The organism is Xanthomonas sp. NCPPB 1638 (assembly GCF_041475635.2).
In the GTDB taxonomy this organism is placed as follows: domain Bacteria; phylum Pseudomonadota; class Gammaproteobacteria; order Xanthomonadales; family Xanthomonadaceae; genus Xanthomonas; species Xanthomonas cucurbitae.
Genome location: NZ_CM192984.1, coordinates 4,606,084 through 4,628,406, shown reverse-complemented (window position 1 = coordinate 4,628,406; position 22,323 = coordinate 4,606,084). Strand labels below are relative to the sequence as shown.

At 65.6% G+C, this 22,323-nt stretch carries 18 protein-coding genes and 1 pseudogene; 12 read left to right on the top strand and 7 right to left on the bottom strand.

What is annotated here, in order from left to right; genetic code table 11:
- Positions 1-28 precede the first annotated feature (28 nt).
- From ACCQ13_RS20115 to ACCQ13_RS20090, 6 genes are all read left to right on the top strand, one after another.
- Positions 29-1,084 (top strand): ABC transporter substrate-binding protein, encoded by a 1,056-nt coding sequence (locus ACCQ13_RS20115; protein WP_223214376.1) that lies wholly within the window; start codon positions 29-31, stop codon positions 1,082-1,084.
- 37 nt (positions 1,085-1,121) lie between these two features.
- Positions 1,122-2,621 (top strand): sugar ABC transporter ATP-binding protein, encoded by a 1,500-nt coding sequence (locus tag ACCQ13_RS20110; RefSeq protein WP_104605493.1) that lies wholly within the window; start codon positions 1,122-1,124, stop codon positions 2,619-2,621.
- A 13-nt stretch (positions 2,622-2,634) separates the two neighbouring features.
- Positions 2,635-3,708, top strand: a complete 1,074-nt coding sequence (locus ACCQ13_RS20105; RefSeq protein ID WP_104605495.1) for an ABC transporter permease — start codon at positions 2,635-2,637, stop codon at positions 3,706-3,708.
- 35 nt (positions 3,709-3,743) lie between these two features.
- A complete protein-coding gene (gene yjfF / locus ACCQ13_RS20100; protein WP_274392115.1) occupies positions 3,744-4,736 on the top strand; it encodes a galactofuranose ABC transporter, permease protein YjfF in 993 nt (330 codons plus the stop codon).
- A gap of 81 nt (positions 4,737-4,817) precedes the next feature.
- Positions 4,818-6,278 (top strand): MFS transporter, encoded by a 1,461-nt coding sequence (locus tag ACCQ13_RS20095; RefSeq protein ID WP_343236092.1) that lies wholly within the window; start codon positions 4,818-4,820, stop codon positions 6,276-6,278.
- Positions 6,275-8,236: a glycoside hydrolase family 127 protein gene (locus ACCQ13_RS20090; RefSeq protein ID WP_159407867.1), complete on the top strand. Its 1,962-nt coding sequence runs from the start codon at positions 6,275-6,277 to the stop codon at positions 8,234-8,236. Before ACCQ13_RS20095 ends, ACCQ13_RS20090 begins: the two co-directional genes overlap by 4 nt.
- Before the next feature lie 138 nt (positions 8,237-8,374).
- On the opposite strand, the gene ACCQ13_RS20085 is transcribed toward ACCQ13_RS20090, so the two are convergent.
- The 3 genes from ACCQ13_RS20085 to ACCQ13_RS20075 form a co-directional block, all read right to left on the bottom strand.
- A complete protein-coding gene (locus ACCQ13_RS20085) occupies positions 8,375-8,533 on the bottom strand; it encodes a DUF2256 domain-containing protein (protein WP_159407866.1) in 159 nt (52 codons plus the stop codon).
- A gap of 192 nt (positions 8,534-8,725) precedes the next feature.
- Positions 8,726-9,844: an ISL3 family transposase gene (locus ACCQ13_RS20080; protein ID WP_159406429.1), complete on the bottom strand. Its 1,119-nt coding sequence runs from the start codon at positions 9,842-9,844 to the stop codon at positions 8,726-8,728.
- A gap of 281 nt (positions 9,845-10,125) precedes the next feature.
- Complete coding sequence (locus ACCQ13_RS20075) at positions 10,126-10,542, bottom strand: hypothetical protein (protein WP_223214375.1); 417 nt, start codon at positions 10,540-10,542, stop codon at positions 10,126-10,128.
- Between the two features lie 147 nt (positions 10,543-10,689).
- Here ACCQ13_RS20075 and ACCQ13_RS20070 point away from each other — a divergent pair, with 147 nt between their 5' ends.
- Genes ACCQ13_RS20070 through ACCQ13_RS20050 form a run of 5 tightly spaced genes read left to right on the top strand, consistent with a single transcriptional unit; the run spans position 10,690 to position 14,871 of the window.
- Complete coding sequence (locus tag ACCQ13_RS20070; protein WP_104605693.1) at positions 10,690-11,331, top strand: DUF1629 domain-containing protein; 642 nt, start codon at positions 10,690-10,692, stop codon at positions 11,329-11,331.
- 35 nt (positions 11,332-11,366) lie between these two features.
- Positions 11,367-13,991 carry an XVIPCD domain-containing protein gene (locus ACCQ13_RS20065; protein ID WP_223214374.1) on the top strand — a complete coding sequence of 875 codons (2,625 nt, stop codon included), beginning with the start codon at positions 11,367-11,369 and terminating at the stop codon, positions 13,989-13,991.
- Positions 13,988-14,149, top strand: coding sequence for a hypothetical protein (locus tag ACCQ13_RS20060; protein WP_159407865.1), 162 nt, complete (start codon positions 13,988-13,990; stop codon positions 14,147-14,149). Before ACCQ13_RS20065 ends, ACCQ13_RS20060 begins: the two co-directional genes overlap by 4 nt.
- 22 nt (positions 14,150-14,171) lie before the next feature.
- Positions 14,172-14,678 (top strand): hypothetical protein, encoded by a 507-nt coding sequence (locus ACCQ13_RS20055; protein ID WP_159407864.1) that lies wholly within the window; start codon positions 14,172-14,174, stop codon positions 14,676-14,678.
- 16 nt (positions 14,679-14,694) lie between these two features.
- On the top strand, positions 14,695-14,871 hold the full coding sequence (locus ACCQ13_RS20050; RefSeq protein ID WP_158251464.1) for a hypothetical protein: 177 nt from the start codon (positions 14,695-14,697) through the stop codon (positions 14,869-14,871).
- A 193-nt stretch (positions 14,872-15,064) separates the two neighbouring features.
- On the opposite strand, the pseudogene ACCQ13_RS20045 reads toward ACCQ13_RS20050, so the two are convergent.
- A pseudogene (locus tag ACCQ13_RS20045) lies at positions 15,065-15,845 on the bottom strand (IS701 family transposase); the annotation flags it as partial.
- A 50-nt stretch (positions 15,846-15,895) separates the two neighbouring features.
- On the opposite strand from ACCQ13_RS20045, the gene ACCQ13_RS20040 reads away from it, so the two are divergent.
- Positions 15,896-16,216 carry a hypothetical protein gene (locus ACCQ13_RS20040; RefSeq protein WP_223214373.1) on the top strand — a complete coding sequence of 107 codons (321 nt, stop codon included), beginning with the start codon at positions 15,896-15,898 and terminating at the stop codon, positions 16,214-16,216.
- A gap of 57 nt (positions 16,217-16,273) precedes the next feature.
- Here ACCQ13_RS20040 and ACCQ13_RS20035 read toward each other — a convergent pair whose 3' ends face one another.
- The 3 genes from ACCQ13_RS20035 to ACCQ13_RS20025 all read right to left on the bottom strand — a co-directional run bounded on the left by ACCQ13_RS20035 (position 16,274) and on the right by ACCQ13_RS20025 (position 22,312).
- On the bottom strand, positions 16,274-17,746 hold the full coding sequence (locus ACCQ13_RS20035) for a mannitol dehydrogenase family protein (RefSeq protein WP_159407862.1): 1,473 nt from the start codon (positions 17,744-17,746) through the stop codon (positions 16,274-16,276).
- A gap of 187 nt (positions 17,747-17,933) precedes the next feature.
- Positions 17,934-20,627, bottom strand: coding sequence for a glycoside hydrolase family 3 protein (locus tag ACCQ13_RS20030; RefSeq protein WP_274392022.1), 2,694 nt, complete (start codon positions 20,625-20,627; stop codon positions 17,934-17,936).
- 2 nt (positions 20,628-20,629) lie between these two features.
- A complete protein-coding gene (locus ACCQ13_RS20025; RefSeq protein ID WP_372372437.1) occupies positions 20,630-22,312 on the bottom strand; it encodes a glycoside hydrolase family 43 protein in 1,683 nt (560 codons plus the stop codon).
- Positions 22,313-22,323: the final 11 nt, after the last annotated feature.

Below are 22,323 nucleotides of genomic sequence, written 5' to 3'. Positions count from 1 at the left end.
ACTGCCGGCGGCGAGCATCGCCGGCCCGATGCCGCAGCCACGCGGTGGGCAGGCAGGGTCGATCGGCAACGCGGGTGTGTTGGTGCAGCGCGGTTCCATTCCCTGGGAGGCAGACAGCATGAACAAGCAGTGGCGCGTCGTGGTATTGGCGATGCTGGTGGTCCTGGCAGCCGGCTGCTCGCGCGGTAGTGGCGGTCAGAGCGGGCAGATCACCGTGGGCTTCAGCCAGATCGGCGCCGAGAGCGAGTGGCGGACCGCCAATACCGCCTCGATCAAGGCCGCGCTGGTGGCGCCCACCTTCCGCCTGAAGTTCTCCGATGCGCAACAGAAGCAGGAAAACCAGATCAAGGCCTTGCGCTCGTTCATCGCCCAACGGGTGGATGTGATCGCGTTCTCGCCGGTGGTCGAATCCGGCTGGGCAACGGTGCTGCAGGAAGCCAAGGCGGCCAAGATCCCGGTGGTGCTCACCGACCGCGCGGTCAAGGTCTCCGACCCATCGCTGTACGCCACGCTGATCGGCTCGGATTTTGTCGAAGAAGGTCGCAAGGCGGCGCGCTGGTTGGTGCAGGACAGCACCGGCAAGCCCGGTCCGATCCGCGTGGCCGAGCTGCAGGGCACGGTCGGTTCGGCGCCGGCCAACGATCGGATGAAGGGCTTTCACGAGGTGCTCGATGCCGACCGGCGCTTCCAGATCGTGCGCTCCCAGAGCGGCGACTTCACCCGCGCCAAGGGCAAGGAAGTCATGGAGTCGTTCCTCAAGGCCGAGGGCAACAAGATCGACGTGCTGTTCGCACACAACGACGACATGGCCATCGGCGCGATCCAGGCGATCGAAGAGGGCGGGCTCAAGCCCGGTCACGACGTGCGCATCGTGTCCATCGACGGCGTGCGTGGGGCATTCGAGGCGATGAAGGCCGGCAAGCTCAATGCAACAGTGGAATGCAATCCGCTGCTGGGTCCGCAACTGGCGCGTCTGATCGTCGACCTGAAGGCCGGCCGGCCGGTGCCGCGCCGCGTGCTGGTGGAGGAGGGCGTGTTCACGCAGGAACACGCCGCCGCCGAATTGCCCAAGCGCCAGTACTGAGCATGCGCAGGCACCGCTGCTTGCCCAGGGTGGCCGTATGAACGCGCCGGTGTTGCAGGCCTCGGGCCTGAGCAAGCGGTACGGGGCGACGGTGGCGCTGGACGGCGTGGACCTGTGCCTGCATGCCGGTGAGATCCACGCCCTGATGGGCCAGAACGGTGCCGGCAAATCCAGCCTGATCGCGCTGTTGACCGGGGTTCAAGCGCCCGATGCCGGCCGCATCGCACTGGACGGCCGGCCGATCGCGCCGGCCACGCCGTTGCAGGCGCAGCACGCCGGCATCAGTACGGTCTATCAGGAAGTGACCCTGTGTCCGAACCTGTCGGTGGCCGAGAATCTCTACGCCGGCCGCTACCCGCGGCGGCGCTGGAGCCGGGCGATCGACTGGGCGCAGGTGCGGGTGGGCGCGCGCGCGCTGATGCGCGAGCTGCAGCTGGAGCTGGACGTGGACCGGCCGCTGGCGCATTACCCGGTGGCGATCCAGCAGATGGTGGCCATTGCACGGGCAATCGGCGTATCGGCGCGGGTGCTGATCCTGGACGAGCCCACCTCCAGCCTGGACGAGGACGAAGTGCGCGCGTTGTTCCGGGTGATGCGGCGGCTGCGCGAGCGTGGCATGGCGATCGTGTTCGTCAGCCATTTCATCGACCAGGTCTATGCGGTGGCCGATCGCATCAGCGTGCTGCGCAACGGCCGCCTGGTCGGCGAGTACCTGCCGGCCGAGTTGCCGGCGCCCGCGCTGGTGGCGGCCATGGTCGGGCGCGAGGTCGCCATGACCCAGGCCCGCAGCGCCAGCGCGACGGATCTGGCGCAGGCGCCGGTCGTGGTCGATGCGCAGGGGCTGGGCCGGCGCGGCAAGCTGGCGCCGACCGACCTGCAGGTGCGTGCGGGCGAAGTGCTGGGGCTGGGCGGCCTGCTCGGTGCCGGCCGTACCGAACTGGCACGCCTGGTCTTCGGCCTGGACCAGGCCGACCAGGGCCAATTGTGGGTGCAGGGACAGGCATGCCGCTTCACCCACCCCGCCGATGCGGTGGCGCGGGGCCTGGCGCTGTGCCCGGAAGAACGCAAGACCGAAGGCATCGTCGCCGAGTTGTCGGTCCGCGACAACATCGTGCTGGCGCTGCAAGCGCGGCTGGGGTGGCGCCGCTTTCTGTCGCGCGAGCGCCAGAACGCCCTGGCCGTGCAGCTGGTCCAGAGGCTGGGCATCAAGACCGCCGACCTGGACACCCCGGTGGGCACCTTGTCCGGGGGCAACCAGCAGAAGGTGGTGCTGGCGCGCTGGCTGGCCACCGAGCCGACCCTGCTGATCCTGGATGAGCCAACCCGCGGCATCGACGTCGCCGCCAAGCAGGAGATCACGGCCGAGGTGGTCCGGCTGGCGCGGCAGGGCATGGCGGTGCTGTTCATCTCCGCCGAAATCGACGAACTGACGCGCCTGTGCGATCGCATCGCGGTATTGCGCGAGCGGCGCAAGGTCGGGGAACTGCCCGGCCAATGCGATGGCCAGCAGGTACTGGCCTTGATTGCGGGCACCTGAGGAAGCGCGCCGGATGACCCAGACACCTTCCCCCGCGCCCATCGACGCCGCCCCGCGCCCGTCCCGCTGGCGCAACCTGCTGGCCCAGCCGGTGCTGTGGCCGGCGCTGACCCTGGCATTGCTGTTGGCCGGCAACGGTGTGTTCAATGCCGGATTCCTGACGCTGGAATGGCGCGACGGCCGCGTCTTCGGCACGTTGGTGGATATCGCCAACCGCGCCGCCCCGCTGGCACTGGTGTCGCTGGGCATGACCCTGGTGATCGCGGTGCGCGGCCTGGACATCTCCGTTGGCGCGGTGCTGGCCATCGCCGCGACGGTGGCCGCCTGGACCATTGCCCACGTCGGTGTCGGCACCGGGCCGTGGCCGCTGCTGGCCGCCATCGGTCTGGCGCTGGTGGTCGCGGCGCTGTGCGGGGCGTGGAACGGCCTGTTGGTGGTCAAGGCCGGCATGCAACCCATCATCGCCACGCTGATCCTGATGGTGGCTGGGCGCGGCATCGCCCAACTGCTCAGCGGCGGCCAGATCCTGACCATCTATTACCCGCCCTACGCGTTCCTCGGCAACGGCTACCTGTTCGGCTTGCCGTTCTCGCTGTTCGTGGTGGCGGCGGTGTTCGTGGCGTTGTCGCTGCTGATGCACCGCAGTGCGCTGGGCCTGTTCGTGCGGGCGATCGGCCACAACCCGCTGGCCGCGCAGGTGGCTGGCGTGCGCGCGGGTACGATCACGCTGGCGCTGTATGTGTTCTGCGGCGTCAGTGCCGGGCTGGCGGGGCTGCTGGTCAGCTCGAACGTGGCCAGTGCCGATGCCAACAACGCCGGCCAGCTGCTTGAGCTGGACGCGATCCTGGCGGTGAGCCTGGGCGGGACCGCGTTGGGCGGTGGCCGTTTCAGTCTTGCCGGCAGCCTGGTCGGTGCGCTGATTATCCAGACGCTGACCACCACCATCTACGCCATCGGGCTGCCGCCGCAAATCAATCTGGTGGTCAAGGCCGTGCTGGTCTTCCTGGTGCTGCTGCTGCAATCGGCGGCATTTCGCGCCCAGGTGGTTGGCTGGATCGGTGCGCGGCCGGCGGAGTCAGGCCGGTGACGGGCGTGCCGGAGACCGTTGGCGCTACCGATGCCGTGCCGCGCCCGCCGCGTCGCCGCGATCCGCGCAGGCTGACCCTGCTGGTCACGATCGCCTTGTTCGTGGCGCTCTCGGCGGGTGGTGGCATCCTCTACGACGGCTTCCTGTCGCCGCAGGTCTTTCTCAATCTGTTGATCGACAATGCGTTCCTGCTGATCGTCGCGGTGGGCATGACCTTTGTGATCCTCAGCGGCGGGATCGACCTGTCGGTGGGCGCGGTGATCGCCTTCACCACGGTGCTCAGCGCCGAGCTGGTGCAGCACCAACACTGGCCACCACCGGCTGCGATTGCGCTGGTGCTGACGCTGGGCGCCGGCTTCGGCGCGGTGATGGGCGCGCTCATCCAGCGCTACCGGCTGCCACCGTTCGTGGTCACCCTGGCGGGCATGTTCCTGGCGCGTGGCGCCGCCACGCTCATCAGCGTTGAATCGATCGATATCGACCACCCGTTCTACACCGCCATGGCCAGTTGGCGCCTGCCGTTGGGCGGGGGGGCCTCGTTGTCGGCCGGCGCGGTGCTGGCGCTGCTGCTGGTGGTTGCCGGCAGTAGCGTGGCGTGGCTGACCCCATTCGGACGCACGGTCTATGCGATCGGCGGCAACCGCCAATCGGCGGTGTTGATGGGCCTGCCGGTGGCGGCCACCGATATCGGGGTGTATGCGCTGAGCGGATTCTGTGCGGCGCTGGCGGGGGTGGTCTATACGGTCTACACGCTCAGCGGCTACAGCTTGCACGCGCTGGGCCTGGAGCTGGATGTGATTGCCGCGGTGGTGATTGGCGGGACGCTGTTGTCGGGCGGCAGCGGGTCGGTCATCGGCAGCCTGTTCGGCGTGCTGATCCTGGGCGTGCTGCAGACCTTGATCGCGTTCGACGGCACGCTCAGCTCGTGGTGGACGCGCATCGCCATCGGCGTGCTGCTGCTGGCGTTCTGCCTGCTGCAACGCTTCTTCGGTAGCACCGTCGCGCGTCGGGTCGATCGCGCGGGGTGATGCGGCAACGGTCGCGGGCTGGCAGTGGCGCGGTGGGCGCCGGCCGATGGGCACAACGACATTCTCGGTGGGAGGTGCACGATGCAGCTGGACATCACCAATAAATCACCGGCTGCGGCCGTCACCGGAACCGGTGTGCCACGACTCGCGCTGCATGAGCGCATCGGCTACGGGCTCGGCGATGCGGGCGGCACGGTCATCACCTGCCTCGTCATGAGTTTTCTCACGTTTTTCTATACCGATGTCGTCGGTCTGGATCCGGCGTCGGTGGGCGTGATGTTCCTGGTGGTGCGGGTGTTCGATGCGCTTGCCGATCCGGCCATGGGCCTGCTGGCCGACCGCACGCACAGCCGCTGGGGGCGCTACCGGCCGTGGCAGTTGTGGATGGCGTTGCCGTTGGGCATCGCCGGGGTACTGGCCTTCACCGTGCCCGCGTTGGATGGCACCGGCCGGCTGGGCTGGGCGTGCCTGACCTACTTGCTGCTGTCGATCTGCTACACGGCGGTCAACGTTCCGTACTGCGCGATGATTAATGCAATGACGGTGTCGCGCGCGGACACCGTCGCCAGCCAATCATGGCGCTTCACCCTGTGCGGGCTGGCAGGCTTGCTGGTCTCGGTGGGCCTGCCATGGCTGGTGACGGTGTTCGGCCGTGGCGATGCGGCGCGTGGCTACCAGGCCGGGGTGGCGGTGATGTGCGCGCTGGCGGTGGCGATGCTGTTGCTCTGCTTCGTCAGCGTGCGTGAGCGCGTGCCGCTGCCCGCTCCCGGGCCGTTTTCCATCCGCCGGCATATTGCGGCGGTGTGGGGCAACGATCAGCTACTGCTGCTGACGCTGATGTCGTTCCTGCTGATTAACGTCATGAACCTGCGTGGTGGTGGCTACCTGTACTTCGTCACCTATGTCCTGGGTGGCGATGCCGGCTACACCTCGCTGTTTCTCGGCCTGGTGGCGCTGGCCGCGATCGCCGGAGCGTTGCTGGTCGCCCCGTTGGCGCGCCGCGCCGAGACGGTGCGTGTGTACTTTCGATTGAACCTGGTCCTGGCCGCGATGGGCGTGGCGATGTGGTTCCTGCCGACCGGCCCGGCCCGGCAATCGCTGTGGCTGGCGACGATCTTCCTCAACGGCACCTTGCTGGGCATGACCTTGCCCTTGCATTTTTCGATCATGGCCTTCGCCGACGACTACGGCGCCTGGAAGACCGGGCAGCGGGCGTCCGGGCTCAATTTTGCGGTCAACCTGCTGGCGATCAAGCTGGCATGGGCGGTCAGTGCCGGGATCATTGCGCTGGTGCTGCACCTGTGCCATTACCGCCCCGGCGTTCCCCAGGAGGCGCTGTCGCGGCAGGGCATCACCGCACTGGAAACCCTGCTGCCCGCCGGCCTGCACCTGCTGGTGGCGATCGCCAGCCGCTTCTGCAGGCTCGATAACGCGCGCATGCAGCAGATCGCCGCCGCATTGGCCGCGCGCGCAGGCGGGCCGCCACTCACAGACCCCCACCCCGCTGGCGATGCCGGCGGCCACCCAAGGAATCACCCATGACGCACAGTAACGACATCGACCTTACACAGGTGGCCTTGACCGCGCCGTTCTGGCGCAACTATCAGGCGCTGGTGCGCGAGGTGGCGCTGCCCTACCAGTGGGAAGCGCTCAACGATCGGGTTGCCGATGCCGAACCCAGCCATGCCATCGCCAACTTCCGCATCGCCGCCGGCCGTGCGCAGGGGCAGTTCCACGGCATGATCTTCCAGGACAGCGATGTGGCCAAGTGGCTGGAGGCGGTGGCCTATGTGCTGTGCCAGCAGCCCGACCCGGCACTGGAAGCCGCAGCCGATGCGGTGATCGAGCTGGTCGCCGCCGCACAGCAGCCCGATGGCTATCTCAATACCTATTTTTCGCTGGTCGCGCCCGCCGAACGCTGGACCAATCTTGCCGAATGCCACGAACTGTATTGCGCCGGCCATTTGTTCGAGGCCGGCGTGGCGTATGTGCGCGCCACCGGCAAGCGCGCGCTGCTGGAGGTCTGCTGCCGCTTCGCCGACCATATCGATGCCACCTTCGGCACCGCACCGGGACAGTTGCAGGGCTATCCCGGGCACCCGGAAATCGAACTGGCGCTGCTGCGCCTGTACGAGGTCACCGACAATGCGCGTTACCTGGCGCTGGCGCGCTACTTTGTCGATCAGCGCGGGACCCAGCCGCATTGGTACGACCAGGAATACGAGCGGCGTGGGCGCACGGCGTACTGGGACAACCACGGCAGCGCCTGGATGGTACGCGACAAGGGTTATAGCCAGGCGCACCTGCCGGTGGTCCAGCAGCAGCACGCCACCGGCCATGCGGTGCGGTTCGTGTACCTGATGACCGCCGTGGCGCACCTGGCGCTGCTGGAAGGCGATGCAGACAAGCGGCAGGCCTGCCTGCGCCTGTGGGAAGACATGGTGCAGCGGCAGCTGTACGTCACCGGCGCCATCGGCGCGCAGAGCTGGGGCGAATCGTTCACCAGCGCCTACGACCTGCCCAACGACACCGCCTACGCCGAGAGCTGCGCCTCGGTCGGGCTGATGCTGTTCGCCAAGCGCATGTTGCAGATGGAAGGCGATGCGCGCTTTGCCGATGTCATGGAACGCGCCTTGTACAACACCGTGCTGGCTGGCATCTCGCTGGACGGCAAGGCGTTCTTCTACGTCAATCCGCTGGAAACGGTGCCGCGTACGATGGCTGCCAGCCATGCCCATGACCATGTCAAACCGGTTCGCCAGCCCTGGTTTGGATGTGCCTGTTGCCCGCCCAACATCGCCCGCCTGCTGGCTTCGCTGGGGCAGTATCTGTACACCCAGCGCGAGGATGCGCTGTCTCTGGACATGTATGCCGGCGGGCAGGTCGAGCTGGTACGCGACGGGGTGCACATCACCTTGTCGCAGCGCACCGACTATCCGTGGGATGGGCGGGTGGAGATCGGGATCGCGGCCGAACGTGCGTTCACCACCACGCTGGCCCTGCGCATCCCGGACTGGTGCCCGGCGCCCACGCTCACGCTGGACGATGTGCCGCTGGCGTTCGAGCTGCGCAAGGGCTATGCGGTGATTACGCGTCAATGGCAACCGGGCCAACGTCTGGTCCTGGAACTACCGATGCCGATACGACGCGTGAGTGGTCATGCGCTGCTGCGGCAGGCTGCCGGCAAGCTGGCCCTGCAACGCGGCCCGCTGGTGTACTGCCTGGAGCAGGTGGACAACGGCAGCGAACTTTATCAAGTGGCCCTGCCGCGCTCGGCAGAGTTCACCCTGGTGCCCGGGGAGGGCGCATTGGCCGGCATGACCTTGATCCAGACCGATGGCCTGCGCCGCGTCGATCAATCCGAGACGGACACCTTGTACCGTTACGACGCTGCCGCACCCGGCTGGCAGACGCAGCGGCTGTGCTTCGTGCCGTATTTTGCCTGGGGAAATCGCGGCGAAGGCGAGATGCGGGTATGGGTGGAAAGCGCGGAGGCGTGAGTCCAGACGCGTGGACTCAGCGCTGCCAGAGGAAGCATCCTCACGGCGATCGCACCCGTCGTGGGATGCTTCCACACCTGGCCGACTCCGGCGCTGCGGCGCTGCGGCGTGTGAGCGCAGCCCATCCGGTGACAGCGATCAGCGTGCCGCACGCTGCCGCTTGCTGTCACCGCGACATCGATCCGAACAGTACTTCACCTCGTCCCACACCTTTTCCCACTTCTTGCGCCAGCAAAATGGCCGCCCGCAGTGAACGCAGACCTTCTCTGGCAGGTGCTGCTTCTTGTGGGTTGCCATGGCAGAAGGGTTCCGGAACTGTGCGGTGTAGTGCCAGCATGTCATAGCGAGGTAACAGGCAGACGGCCCGCCGCCGCATCAGACGCATTTCTTCCAGCGCCGCCCGCGATACCAAGCGTCCGTCTCTCTTCATCATGGATGCTTGGATAGCAGGCGCTGACATTTGTTCCTTAATTTACGGGTCTTCGCGGATCACTGTGGGTGCAATCGAGCATTTTCGGGTAGCGCGGGCAGGAAGCTGGCGATGATCTTGAGCCTCAGGAACTCCTCGTCGCGATAGCCGTAGGCGCTGCGCTGGATGACCCGGATCTTGTTGTTGAGCCCTTCCACCAGGCCGAGGCTGACCTTGTTCTCCGGCCTGCAGTACGCCGCGATGCCGTCCCAGTGCCGCTCGATCATCCCCACGAACGTCTGGTAGGGCGCAAGCCGCTGCCAGCGCAGACTCTGCTTCCAGCGCTCGAAGAACTCCCGTGCACCTCGCTCGGTGCGGTAGCTCCACAGCTGCCCGAAGGACTCTTTCAGCAGGTACGCCGTGTTCAGACGTTTGTTGGCCGCCAGCAACTTGGCGAGCGCCTTCCGACCGTCCAGGGTAAGGTTTTCGCGATTGCTCAGCAGGGTGTAACGCTGGCCCTTGATGTAACTGCGATCCTGGCCTTGAAGGCGCTTGTACTCGTCGCGCCGCACCTGATCGAGCGCGTCGGACAGGTGGCGCATGATGTGGAATTTGTCGAACACGATGCTGGCGTTGGGCGCGTTCTTGCCCACCGAGTTGCGAAACGGCCGCCACATGTCCATCACCGCCACGTCGATGCCAGCACTGCGTTTTGGGCCCAATTCGGCGAAGAACTGGTCGATGTCCGCCTCGGTGCGCCCACTGCCGCCGAACCAGATCGGTCGGCCGCGCTCCAGATCGCTGACCACAACGCGGTAGTCATGGCCCTTGTGGATCGCGATCTCGTCGATGCCGATGGCGCGCGGCGCCGGCGTCCCCGCCCGGCGCACCTGCTCGGCCATGTACAGCTTGGACAGCTCCTTGACCGTGCTGTCGTGCAGGCGCTCCAGCTCAGCCACGGCCTTGTGCGTCATGCTTCGGCACAGATTGCCCACATGTAGGGCGAATCGCTCGGTGTAGCGCGGATTCTTGGCCAGCCAGTCCAGCCGCTCTACGTGCACGCCGCCGCACCCCGGGCAATCGACCCGCCAGCGCTCGAACTCCACGAACAGCATCCAGCCGGCCGCCCGCAAGTCGCGGGCGCGGCACAGGCGCTTGTCGTAGCGGCTGCGACACCGATGGCCACAGTTGGAACACACGGCCGTTTTTTTCGGCGCCGCAAGGTCACGATCCGCGCCTTCGGGGCGCCGAACACGCCCTTGAGCGTGGACTCCGCCGCGAAGCCAGGGAAGGAAAACAACTCACTCAGCCGACGGCCCGTTTTCATGCAGAACACCGCGTCAAGAAGTCAGCACAGGATGTACCACCTTCTGGGACGGTGGAAAGGGCCTGTTTCCAAGGCTCAACGCAGATTCAGGGGCCTCAAGGCACCCACACGAATCCGCGATGAGCCTAATTTACTGACTTATGAGTAAGAGCCTTATTTCTTACTCGGAATAAGGGCCACAACAAGCTTGGTCCCCTTGGGTAGTTCCGCGCGCAGTTGCGCTTCCATGACTCCATCTTTCAAGTCGAACCAAGGGTCCATGTAGCCGCCTGGAACTTTGAGCAGGTAGTGATAGCTCTTATATCTGACCCGGCTGTGGATGCACACGAGGGTGCCGCTGGGCAGCTTCGCTGGAGGGTTCCAATCCGCAACAACCTTCACATTTTTCTTGTAGAGAGCATTGGCGATCTCGTCAATCTCAAAGCCTTCAGGGTGGTCATCTATTTCGCCTGACTTTTCCTTTTCCAGTAGACGCTTTGCCCGCTGATATGGGATGTCCAGGATCGATGCCACGCAGGCAGCTGCACAGCCCCATTCGTCTTCCTGCGATACAAGTTCGTATTTCCGCATGCGTCCTATCCTTGTCTGAGGTTGCTGCATTGTATCGCTATCCATACAGCTGGAAACGGCCGCGCTCAGCTGTCCATGGCGAAGGGTAGGGCGGTAGACTCATGGGCAGAGCAATGAGTTGACACCCGCATGGAGGAGACCGGATACATGGAAACGAAGACGATCAACGAACCTAAGGTCGGTGAGTTCTTCCAGTTGCGTCCCGATGCCCGCCGAGGCGGAAAAGGCCATGGCGTGGTCTTTGAGAACGAGAAGGCATTGCTGTCGCCTCCGCGGCTCATCTTGAAGCCAGACGAGGGTGGGTTTCCTCCGTTGCGCGAGACTCCGCGCTTGGTCTACATCCCCAGCGAAGGGGAGCTTCCGCAGGACCTGGAGGGCGGTTTCAGTGGCTACTGGTTGGTCTCCCAACGGCTCCGCCAAGTGATCGAGTCCGTGGACTCGGATGCCTTCGTTTTCGCTGACGCCGACTATCGCTTGGCCGATGGCTCCAAGGGGCCGATGGTCTTCCTCTGCGATGTCGTTCGCACGTTGGATGCCTTGGACGAGGACGCGTCCGAACTCGACATCAAGATCAGCGATGACTATGAGGACGGAAAGTATTACAGCTTGGCCGGCGGGAGTCGTTTGGCTTTCAAACGTGACGTGCTTGGAGAGGCCCACGTTTTCAGGCTTCCCTTCCATGGAGGGGTTTTTTGCGATCGAGTGTTCAAGGACGCTGTTGAGGCAGCGGGGATTGGTGCTGAAGGCCAGTCGGACGGCCTCTGGTTCTACGACGTAGTGAACCGTTGACGCGAGCCGCAAGCAAACAGGAAGGAGCCTGAGTCATGCCGAACTATCGGACGCTTTTTCAAGATCACCACAACATCGAACAGCAGACGCTCAAGAACAGCGAGTTGCTTGCGAAGCTTCAAGAAACGGGCCGGTTCAACATCCATGCCCCGGAGAATCGCCTGTTCCTGCCGTCCGATCCGCAGTTCGCGGAGGCGTTAGACATTACGCCTCACAGCGGCGGACCTCTTGGGGCTTATCAGGACGGTGTGATTGAGCGCTTGGACGACCTACAGGCGACCCGGGATGGTCGCGCCGCCTTGCGTGGCGACCCCGAAGCATTGGACCGCGTCGCGCAGCGTGTGGAGCAATTGCGCGACACTATCAAGGTCGGCTTGATCAATGGCGACTTGAACACCAATACGCCCGTGGGCCTTACGCCTTCGCAGGCGGGCGTGAAAGTTCAGAACTTTTTCCGTGACACCCCGGGCTACCACCAAACCCACGCTCAGCAAATCGACGCCCTGAAAAGTTTCACGGGAGTGGATCACGGCTGGGGAGGTGTGGCGAACTCCGAGTCCCGCATTGTCACCGCGCTTGATCAGATCCAGGTCAGCAATACGGCTATTGCGCGCGGCGGGAATCCAACGTTGCAACGAAGTGGACTATCGCTCGCTATTGCCAATGCCCATCACGACGGGCGCGTGGTGCTGTCAGAGCAGGGCATCCTCAAGGTTGAGCAAACCCTGGGAGAGGAAGCCGCACAAAACCTCCGTGTGCCGCTCGGGCAGCGCGGTGATGTGGCCATGCAGCTATTGATGGGCGAGGCTTCAGCGCGGGGACTGACGCGTGCGGGCGGACTTTTGACCACCGGCGCGGATGCCGTCATGACCGCGCGCACTGCCTCGGCGTTGATGGAACAGGGCAACACCACGGCTGCGCAGTCGGAGGTTCAGCACGCCATTGCACGCAACGCGGGCGGCTGGGCGGGTGGTGCGTCCACAGCCGCAGCACTCAGTAGCAGCGGAGGCTTTGTGCCCGCTGCCTTGGTGGTCGGCGACGCCGTCCTGATGAGCAAGGCCTTCGACAAAGGCGCTGACTTGTTGGACAACCGCGCCATTTACAACCAGACCGACAAGACTGGGGTGGAGTGGCAGTTCAACGGACGAGATTGGCAGCGCCAGGGCGCTTTCGAGCGCGGGGCCGATGGGCGAGACACTCCCAGTCAGGCTCCGGTGGGAGCCAGCTACGCCAAGTCCCAAGAGTTGGGCGCCATGGCGAACGCCAAGGCCGCTGAGTTCGCGCTGGGCAAAGCACCACCGCCACAGGATCCGTTCAATCTCCCGGCCAAGCCTAGCGATCAGACGGGACTGGATAACCCAAACTGGCAGCGCAATCCGACTACCGAGTCCTGGGAACGCCAGGTCAAGACGGGCGTGGCGGGGGGCAACGACCAGGGTGTTTACGAGCCTCAGGCCGCTACCCCTGCGCAGGCGCAGCGCCTAAACCAGGAATCCCTGGCTCGGATCGAGAACAACATTGCCACTGGCGGCGAGGCCATTGCACAGTCCTATCTAGAGAACCATGCCGCCCAGCGCGGGCAGGACTACGGTGTGGGCACTCCTGCCGCCGTCGAAAGTGCTCGTGCACAGCAGGACCGGGTGCAAGGCCACGATGGTCAGACCTACCAGCGCAATGAGGCTGGGCAATGGGCCGGCAAGGACGGGGTGGCCACCGGCAACCTGGCCGTGGAACTGGAGCTCACCAACCAGATCCGCCAGCCGTCCCTGGAGCGCGCCCAGGAGAACTTGGCGGCCATCCAATCGCGGCCAGCGCCCACGCCCGCGCAAATGGAGCACAACGAGCTCCTGCATCGCTACCGGGCCGCGGGCGTCGACCTCAACGCCCAGGAGAACAACCTTCAGGCGGTGGAACTGGCCACCCAGCGGACCAAGCAGGCCGAAGGCCTCACTGGCCCGACGATGCAGCAGCTGAAGCCGAGCGAGCAGGGGCAATACGGCTACGACAGTCCCATTGCCCACTACCAGACCGGACCCGATGGCGTAGCCCACCAGGTCGCGGTGACCACTTCCGAAGAGCTACGCCATGCCAAGGCCGAGCTGGACCAGCCCGCAATGGCGCACGCGCCGACGCTGGGCGCAGTCTCCGTGTCAGCGTCAGGCCACAGGAAGGAGCAGGAAGCCGAACCGGCGCAGGAGAAGGTGGCGCCGGACCCGGTGGCCGACACGTCCGCGCATCCTGGCAGCCTCACCGACACGCCGCTATCGGAACAGACGGCACCGCGCCGCATGGACCCCTTGGTCGAGCAGTTCTATGCTGCCTTGGAAGCCGGCGACGACCAGGGTGCACGGGCAGCGTCGATGGCGTATGCGACGCCCGAGCGCTGGCAGCAGACACTGGCGTCGGCGCAGGAGCGGATGTTGGCCAAGCAGCAGCAATTGCCTGGCCGGCACAACCCGCTCTTCGCGCAGGCGATGACGCATTTGGAACAGCTCGGGCCGCAGGCGGGCGGGTATCTGGATCGCGTGCAGATGGAACAGGTCGCTGGTGCCGTTGCTTGTCAGGCCAAGCTGCACCAGCTGCCGCGCATTGATGCACTACGCCAGTCCAGGACGGTCGGGCATTGCTGGCTACCTCGACCGACCAGAATCCCTGGTTGATCGACCGCGTGCTGATCGACAAGCTGCAGGCCGCCACGCAACCCCTGGAGCAAAGCCTGCAGCAGCTGACGGCGGAAACGCAGCGGCAGCAGGATCAGGCGCTGGTCCAGGACCAGCAGCGGCAGGTGGCGACGCAGCAACCAGGGTTCTCACGCTGATGCCATCGCTTGGGGCATTGACATGAACGACGAAGCGCAAGACGCGCTTGGACAAATAGCGGTGGCCGCAGGCCGCTTGGAAACGGTGATCGTCAGCTTGCAGCAACAGACGCAAGACGCGCAGGCGCAGATGCAGGCCACCAGGGAGCAGGAGGAGGCCAAGTTCAAGCAGGCGATGGTGGCCTTGTTCCAGGCGCAGCAGCAGCGGATGGAAAGCGCCTTGCTGCCCAGGATTGCTTGGGCCTGGAAGATCATCGCGACGCTGGCGATGTGTTTCGTTCTGCTGTTGATGGGGTTTTTCTTGCTGCTGAATCAGGCCAACGACCAGCTGCACGCCGCACGGGCCCGCGCGGCGGCGGCGGACGTGCGAGCGGACGTGCAGGAAGCGGCCAGGCATGTCGAGATCACCTCCTGCGGCGGCCGGCCGTGCATCAAGCTGGACAAACGCACGCCGACCTGGAAAAGCCAAGGCAGCGAATACATCCTGGTGGATGCCCCATCCAATCACCCGACACGACAGCGGCCGTAGGCCGACGATAGACCGGGTGAACGACGCACTGGGCAAGGACGGAGCCGAGAACGTGCGGGCGGTCCACGTGCCATTTGGCGACAAGGCGCCGTTCATGCATGCGCGGGGAGACGGGAAGGTGGGCCAGCAGCCAGTCGAGCAGAGCTTGATGCAGGCGAAAGCCATCAAGCAAGACCAGGGGCAAACCCAGTAGCGGGGTCAGGGCCGCGGATGGCTATGGACGGTCCCTGATAGCGCTCGCCGATAAAGCTTGCCTAATCCTACTTTGTCACTAAATTCGAAGGTGTATAGGTATCTTTCCAAGTAGTGTCACTGCAATTTCTACGGCGATTGTCCAGCGCAGCGTCGCGATCGAGTCCACTACATGGCGCTGAGCCCGCATCGGTCGCCCCGCGCGGGCGGTAATCTTCGGGTAGGGCAGGTTGCGGGCGTTGTGACGGTTTTTTTTGATGCGCTCCACGCAAGCGCTCAGCAACCAGAAACCCGTAAGCAGCAATGCATAGCGTGGCGTGATGATGAAACCCCCGCCAACCGCGCCCTTCGTAGTGATCCAGGCCAAACTCCTGCTTCAGGTCCTGATAATCGCGTTCAACCCGCCAGCGCGCCTTGACTGTATTCACCAGATCCTTGCGGAGCGTGCTTGCCGGCAAGTTGGAGAGGAAGTAGCGCGTTGGCTTGTCTTCGTTTTTGGGCCATTCGATCAACAACCACTCCTCCTGACGCAAACGATCTCCCTGCGCGGCACGCACGCGCAGGGCCGCAAAGCGTCCGGACAACGGTGCGTTGCTGCCTTCCCGCCATGACACCGTCCGGAAGGCACGCCGAGGCAGGGACTGCGCCAGTGCCTCCACCGACTGTGGCTGGCGATCCGCCGTGCGGCGATGGCGAATCGCAGGACGGCCCTTTCCCTTCCATGGCGCGGGCGGGCAGTCAGCGCATCACGCCAAGCCCATAGGCTGCATCGGCCAACACGGTGCCGCGGACAACACCTGCAGCACGCGCTGCCTGCATCTGCGCCAGCGCTATCTCCGGCTTGTTGGGGAACTCGATCTCTTCCGGAACACCCGCCTTCTCCCGCTGCGCCGCATCGGCCGCCCAGGCTTCAGGCAGATACAGCCCAAAGGCGAGCGGATACGAACCAAAATTTTCCAAGTGCAAGCTTGCACTGGCCTCATCGCTAGACAAGAGACAGGTCCATCTACATGTGGACAATCAGGTTGAATCGCAGGGCAGCCGTTGCAATCACCGCGTTGGTGATTGCCTGCATCGCATCGAACCCGGAACTTGCAGCAGCTGTGCCATTGCTGGATATGGTGGGCATCGAAGTGTTCGCCTACCTGCTGGTGAGCCAGCTGGGCGCATTGCTGCTGCAGGGCCTGGCACCGGCATTTCGAGACGCCTACGTGCGATGGAGCCACAAGCTGATGCGGCCATCGGGGTATGTAATCAACGGCTGCATCGGTGGTTACTTGCGGCAGGTGAGCTGGTACACCCGGCAGCTGGGGGTGGCTGCCATTGTCGGTTGCGCGCGCAGCTGAGCTGCTTCGTGTGTCCAGAAACCGCCGTAGACCGCCACCGCCGCGTTGTTGCCTGGCTCAGGTAGCCGCCAGCGCAGCAAGCACATCGTCCACCTGGCCTGGCGTGGCATCGCCTAACGCGGCATAGGCCTCGGTCAGCGCATCGATGAAGCGCGGGTCCGCAGCCAGCGCGCCGAACACGCCATCCACCGTGACAAAGCGGGCGATATCACCGGCTGCATCGCCGGTGGCTGCACGTCCCAGCGCGCTCAGGGCATCGTTCAAGGGGTCGACCAGGGCCACGCCGTTGCGTGCCTGCCGGCGCACGAACTGCAGCCACGCGGCAACCGGCAAACAGAGGCGGTCGATGGGCCGTCCTGCGGCAAGCGCGTCGTCGATGGTGGCGAGCAGGCGCACCGGAATCTTCTGCGAGCCGTCCCAGGCGATCTGCGCAAGCAGATGGCGGATGGCGGGATTGCGGAAGCGCGCAAGAATCGCGTCGCTGTAGCGCTGCGCATCGAAGTCGTTCACCGGCTGCAGCGTGGGTGCGATGTCTTCACGCATCAGCGTTTCGACGAACGCCGCCAGCGGCGGGTGCGCCATGGCATCGGCAACGCTCTCCAGCTGCAGCAAGCTGCCCAGATACGCCAGCGTGGAATGCGGGGCATTGAGCAGGCGCAGCTTGGCGCGCGCGTAGCCGGCGATGTTGTCGCTGAGCACCACGCCGACGCGCGTCAGGTCGGGGCGGCCGTTGCAGAAATCGTCTTCGATCACCCACTGGCTATAGCGCTCGCGCTGGATCGGCCAGGCGTCGTACAGGCCGGTCTGCGCCTGTACCTGGGGACGCAGTGCCTCGTCGGTGGCCGGGGTGATGCTGTCGACCATCGAGCGCGGAAAGCTCACATGCTGCTCGATCCAGGCCGCCAGCGCGGCATCGTGCTGGCGCGCCAGCAACAGCACCGCGCGGCGCAGCAGGTGGCCGTTATCGCTGAGGTTGTCGCAACTGAGCACGGTGAACGGTGCAAGGCCGGCCTGCATGCGCTTGTAAAGACCGGCGACCAGATAGCCGATGGCACTGCGTGGCGCGGCGGGGCTGGCGATGTCGTGCACGATGTCGGGGTGATGCAGATCGAGTGTATCGCCGGCCAGGCAATAGCCTTTTTCGGTGACGGTGAGGGTGACTAGCCGCACGCCGGGATCGGCCAGGCGCGCGAGGACTGCGGCTTGTTCGTCGTCGGCGCACAACACTTGGCGGATGGCACCGATGATGCGCAGTTGCGGGTGCTCGTCGAGCAGGGCGAGGGTGTAGAGGCCATCTTGCGGGCGCAACGCGTCGCGCACCTGTCGGCTGTGCAGGGAAACGGTGCAGATGGCCCAGCCGGGATCGTCTGCGAGCAGGTCATCGATGTAGACGGCCTGGTGTGCGCGGTGGAAGGCGCCTGCGCCCAGATGGACGATGCCGATGGTGGTGGTTGCTGGGTCGTAGTTGGGTTTTAGGATTGTTTTAGGTAGGTGGGGAAGGGTGGCTAGCGAGAGTTGTGGGATTGGCATGGTCTTGTTTTGAATAGGGGGTGCTGCACGTTCGCTTGGTGGCCGTACCCTCACCCCAACCCCCGCTCCGCGCCCCGGCCCGCGCTTGCGGCGCGGGCGCTCCAAGGCACACGCGCCATGGCGCGTAAGCCGTGCCTTCTCGCCCCGACGGGAGAGGGGCTTTTCACGGCGGCTTCTGAGGGCGCGATTACTTGTGGGTGACGGTAAAGCGTTGCTTGCTGCGGATGTCGCTGCTGGACGCGCCGATCTGCACTTCATAGGCGCCCGGGTCCACGGCGTAGGTCTTGCGCTGCTCGTCGTAGATACGCAGCGCATCGGCGGCCTTCAGCGTGAAGGCGACCTCGCGCTGTTCGCCCGGTTGCAGGGTCATGCGTTGAAACCCACGCAGCTCCTTGCCGGCCCGTTCGCGCTTGGGGTCGAGCGGATGCAGGTACAGCTGCACCACTTCGTCGCCGGCGCGCTTGCCGGTGTTGCGCACCTTCAGCGTCGCGCGCAAGGTGCCATCGGCGCTGAGGGTGGTGCGGTCCAGGCGCAGGTCCGAGTAGGCGAATTGCGTGTACGACAATCCGTGGCCGAACGGGTACAGCGCGGTGCCGGTGAAGTAGCGATAGGTGCGCCCGCGCATGGCGTAGTCATCGAAGGCGGGCAGGCGCTCGGCTTCTTTGTAGAAGGTGATCGGCAGGCGACCACCCGGGCTGGCCTGGCCGAACAGCACATCACCCACCGCGCTGCCGCCGCGCTGGCCGGGATACCACGCCAGCAAGATCGCCGGCACATGCTGCTGCGCCCAATCCACCGCCAGTGCAGAGCCGCTGGTCAACACCGCCACCACCGGCGTGCCAGTGGCCTGCAGCGCCTGCAGCAGCTCGCGCTGCGGTTTGGGCAAGCGGGTGTCGGTGCGGTCGCCGCCGGCAAAGCCGGGATAGTTGACGTCCATCTCTTCGCCTTCGACATCGCCGGTGAGGCCGCCGACGAACACCACCACCTCCGCATTGCGTGCGGCATCCACCGCTTCCTGCAGCGGTGGCTTGGCGCCAGGCATGCGCCAGGCCAGGCGCACACCGGCATCGCGGGTGGCTTCGTAGTACTCCACGCGCAGGTCGTAGGCCTTGCCGGCTTCCAGGCGCACGCTGGCATTGCCGCCACGCATGCGCGGCGCATCGCTCCACTGGTCGATCAGCAACTTGCCGTCCAGAAACAGACGCACGCCGTCATCGGCAGCGATCTGCAGGTCGTAATCGCCGCTGACCGGCGGCAACAACTGGCCATGCCAACGCACGCTGAAATCGTCCTGATCCAACGCCTGCCCTGGCTGCAGCTCGCCACGGCCCAGCGCATCGTCGGTCGGCGCATTGCGGTCCCAGCGGAAGGCGATGCGCGGGTCGATACGGGTCAGCACCGGTTGCCCGGCCAGCCTGCGTCCCTTGAAGTACTCACCGGTCAATCCGTTCTGTTTCGCATCGGCGGCCGGGCGCAGGTAGCGCGCATCGATCGGTGCGGCGGCGTTGGGGTCTTCGCGTCCTTCCATCAGATCGCTGCCGCGTGCGTACACCACTTCCGCCTGTGGCGCCGCATCGCGGATGCCTTGCAGGATGGTGACCGGCGCGGCGGGCGTGCCGTAATAGTTGCCCAGCAACGACATCGGATCGTCGGCGGTGGGGCCGACCACGGCGATGCGTTTGAGCGTGGGTTTGAGCGGCAGCAGGCCGTCGTTCTTCAGCAACACCAGCGATTCGCGTGCGGTGCGCCGGGCCAGTGCATCGTGCTGCGGCGATTGATTCACCGAAGCGGGAATCTGCGCCCACGGCACCTTGGCCGGCGGGTCGAACATGCCTAAGCGCATGCGCGTGGTCATCAGCCGCTTGAGCGAGGTATCGAGGGTGGCTTCGTCGATCAAGCCGGCGCGCACCGCCTTGGGCAATGCTGCATAGGTGTCGCCGCAATCCAGGTCGGTGCCGTGCTTGACGCCCAGCGCGGCGGCGGCTTCGGGCGTGGGCACGATCTTGTGGTTCTGCCAGATATCGCGGATCGCCGCGCAGTCGCTGACGATATAGCCATCAAAGCCCCAGTCGCGGCGCAGGATGCCTTCCAGCCGCGTGCTGGCCGAGGCAGACTCGCCGTTGACGCGGTTGTAGGCGCCCATCACTGCGGCCACATGGCCTTCCTGCACCAAGGCCTGGAACGCCGGCAGATACGTCTCATGCAGATCGCGCTCGCTGGGATGCACGTCGAAGTGGTGGCGGTCCGCTTCCGGGCCGCTATGGACGGCGAAGTGTTTGGCGGTGGCATCGAGCTTGCGATACGGGCCCTGCTGCGTCTGCAGGCCCTGGACGAAGGTCACGCCCATGCGTGCGGTCAGGAACGGATCTTCGCCATAGGTTTCCTGCCCACGGCCCCAGCGCGGGTCGCGGAAGATATTGATGTTGGGCGACCAGAACGTGAGGCCCTGATAGCGTTTGTGTTCGCCGCGTGCCAGGAACGCGTGGTGCTTGGCACGCGCTTCGTCGCTGATGGCGGTGGCCACTTCGGCCATCAGCGGGGTGTCGAAGGTGGCTGCCAGCCCGATCGCCTGTGGAAACACCGTGGCACCACCGGCGCGCGCCACGCCGTGCAGCGCCTCGTTCCACCAGTCGTAGGCGGGCACCCGCAAGCGCGGGATCGCCGGTGCGGCGTTCTGCATCTGCGCGGCTTTTTCCTCCAGCGTCATGCGCGACACCAGATCGGCGGCGCGTGTCTCGAACGGCAGTTGGGTGTCGAGATACGGCGGCGGCGGCGGTGCAACCGCCTGCGTGTTGCCGGCGGCCAGGGCAATCGCCAGCAGCAGGCCGGCGGCCAGGGCGCGGCGCGGGGCGGCGGTGAGACGGGCAGGGTGCGACTGCATGGTCAGTCCTCCTTGGTGCGGTCTGATTGCAACCGGGCGAAGGGCCCGATCATGCTGCCGACGAAGCCGCCGGCCTGTGCGGTGCTGAGGAAGCCGGCATCGTCGTTGCGGTGTAGCGATTGCCAGCCGGCACCGGTGGCGTCGTAGTCGAAGCTGTAGGCGCCACCATCGCCGCTGATCTGCAGGCGCAACTGGGTTGTCGTGGCCGGGATGCGGGTGCGCGCCAGCGTGGTGGTGGTGCCGCCGTCGCGCTTGTCGACAAATACCTCCAGTACAGCGCCCTCCAGTGCAGCGCCGTCGCGCCGCACGCCCAGCGCATACCACGCGTTGGCGTTCTGGAACGCAGCCAACCCGGCCTGCACGCCTGCTTGGGTGGGCACGGCCAGCGCAGTGCTGGCGTAAAAACGCGTGTGCTGCTGGCGACGGGCAAGGAACGCGGGCGTGCCGCTGCCCTCCAGCCCCTGCGCGGTCGCGTGCAGGGTCAACCAGCCCGCGCGCGCCTGCGTATCGCCCACCGTGCGCTTGGGCACGCGCAGGGTGAGCCATTCGCGCTGCAAGGTAGCGGCGGTGAAGTCGTCGTGCCAGGTGAAGTTGCCAGACAGCGGTGCCTGATCGGCAGTCGCTTTTGCCCCCGCAGGCGCGTTTGCGATGTAGGGAATCGGTGCGCCTGCCGGCAGGATCGCTGGCCAGCCATCGCGCCACTGCACCGGCAGCAAAAAGGTCTCGCGCCCGGTGTTGTAGCGATCGCCGGAATACGGCCGGCTGGCCAGGAACACCGCCCACCATTGCCCATCTGGTGCTTCGACAAGATCCGCGTGGCCGGCGTTGCTGACCGGGTGCGCACGGTCGGCAGGCAGATCGCGCTGGGTCAGGATGGGGGTGTGCGGCGAGGGCGCATATGGCCCCCACACGTTGCGGCTGCGCAACACCACCTGCGAATGTTGCGGCCCGGTGCCGCCTTCGGCGCACGACAGGTAGTACCAGCCGTCGCGCTGATACAGGTGCGGACCCTCGATCCAGATCGGCTTGCTGGCCAGGTCCACGCCGCCGTTGAGCAGCACCTTGCGCGGGCCGGTCGGTTGGTTGGTGGCGATGTTGAAGCGCTGCATCCAGATCGCGCGATGCCCCTCGTATAACGGCGTGCCTTCCGGTGGGCCGTTGTTGAGCAGATACGCGCTGCCGTCGGTGTCGAAGAACAGCGACGGGTCGATGCCGTCGATGCTCGGCAGCCAGGTCAGTTGCGACCAGGGGCCAGCAGCGTTGCTGGCGCTGGCGATAAAGTTGCCACCGCGGTCGACCGCAGTCCCTACCACATAAAAGCGTCCGTCATGGTGGCCAATACTGGCAGCAAACATGCCGCGCGACACGTCCAGGCCGTCGTAGTCGAGCTGGTCGGTGCGCTCGACCACGTTGCCGATCTGCGTCCAGTGCACCAGATCGCCGCTCTCGAATATCGGAATCGCCGGGAAATACGCAAAGGTGGAATTGACCAGGTAGTAGCGCTCGCCCACGCGGGTGATGCTGGGGTCCGGATAGAAGCCGGCCAGGATCGGGTTGCGATATTGACCGGCCGCCAACGGCGTGGCGAATACCGCATCATCGCCGCGATAGTCGAACCAATCGAAGGCGACATTGGCCTCGGCGTCGGCCTGCGCCTGCGCCACGACAGGCACAAGCGCGGCCATCACCACGCTCA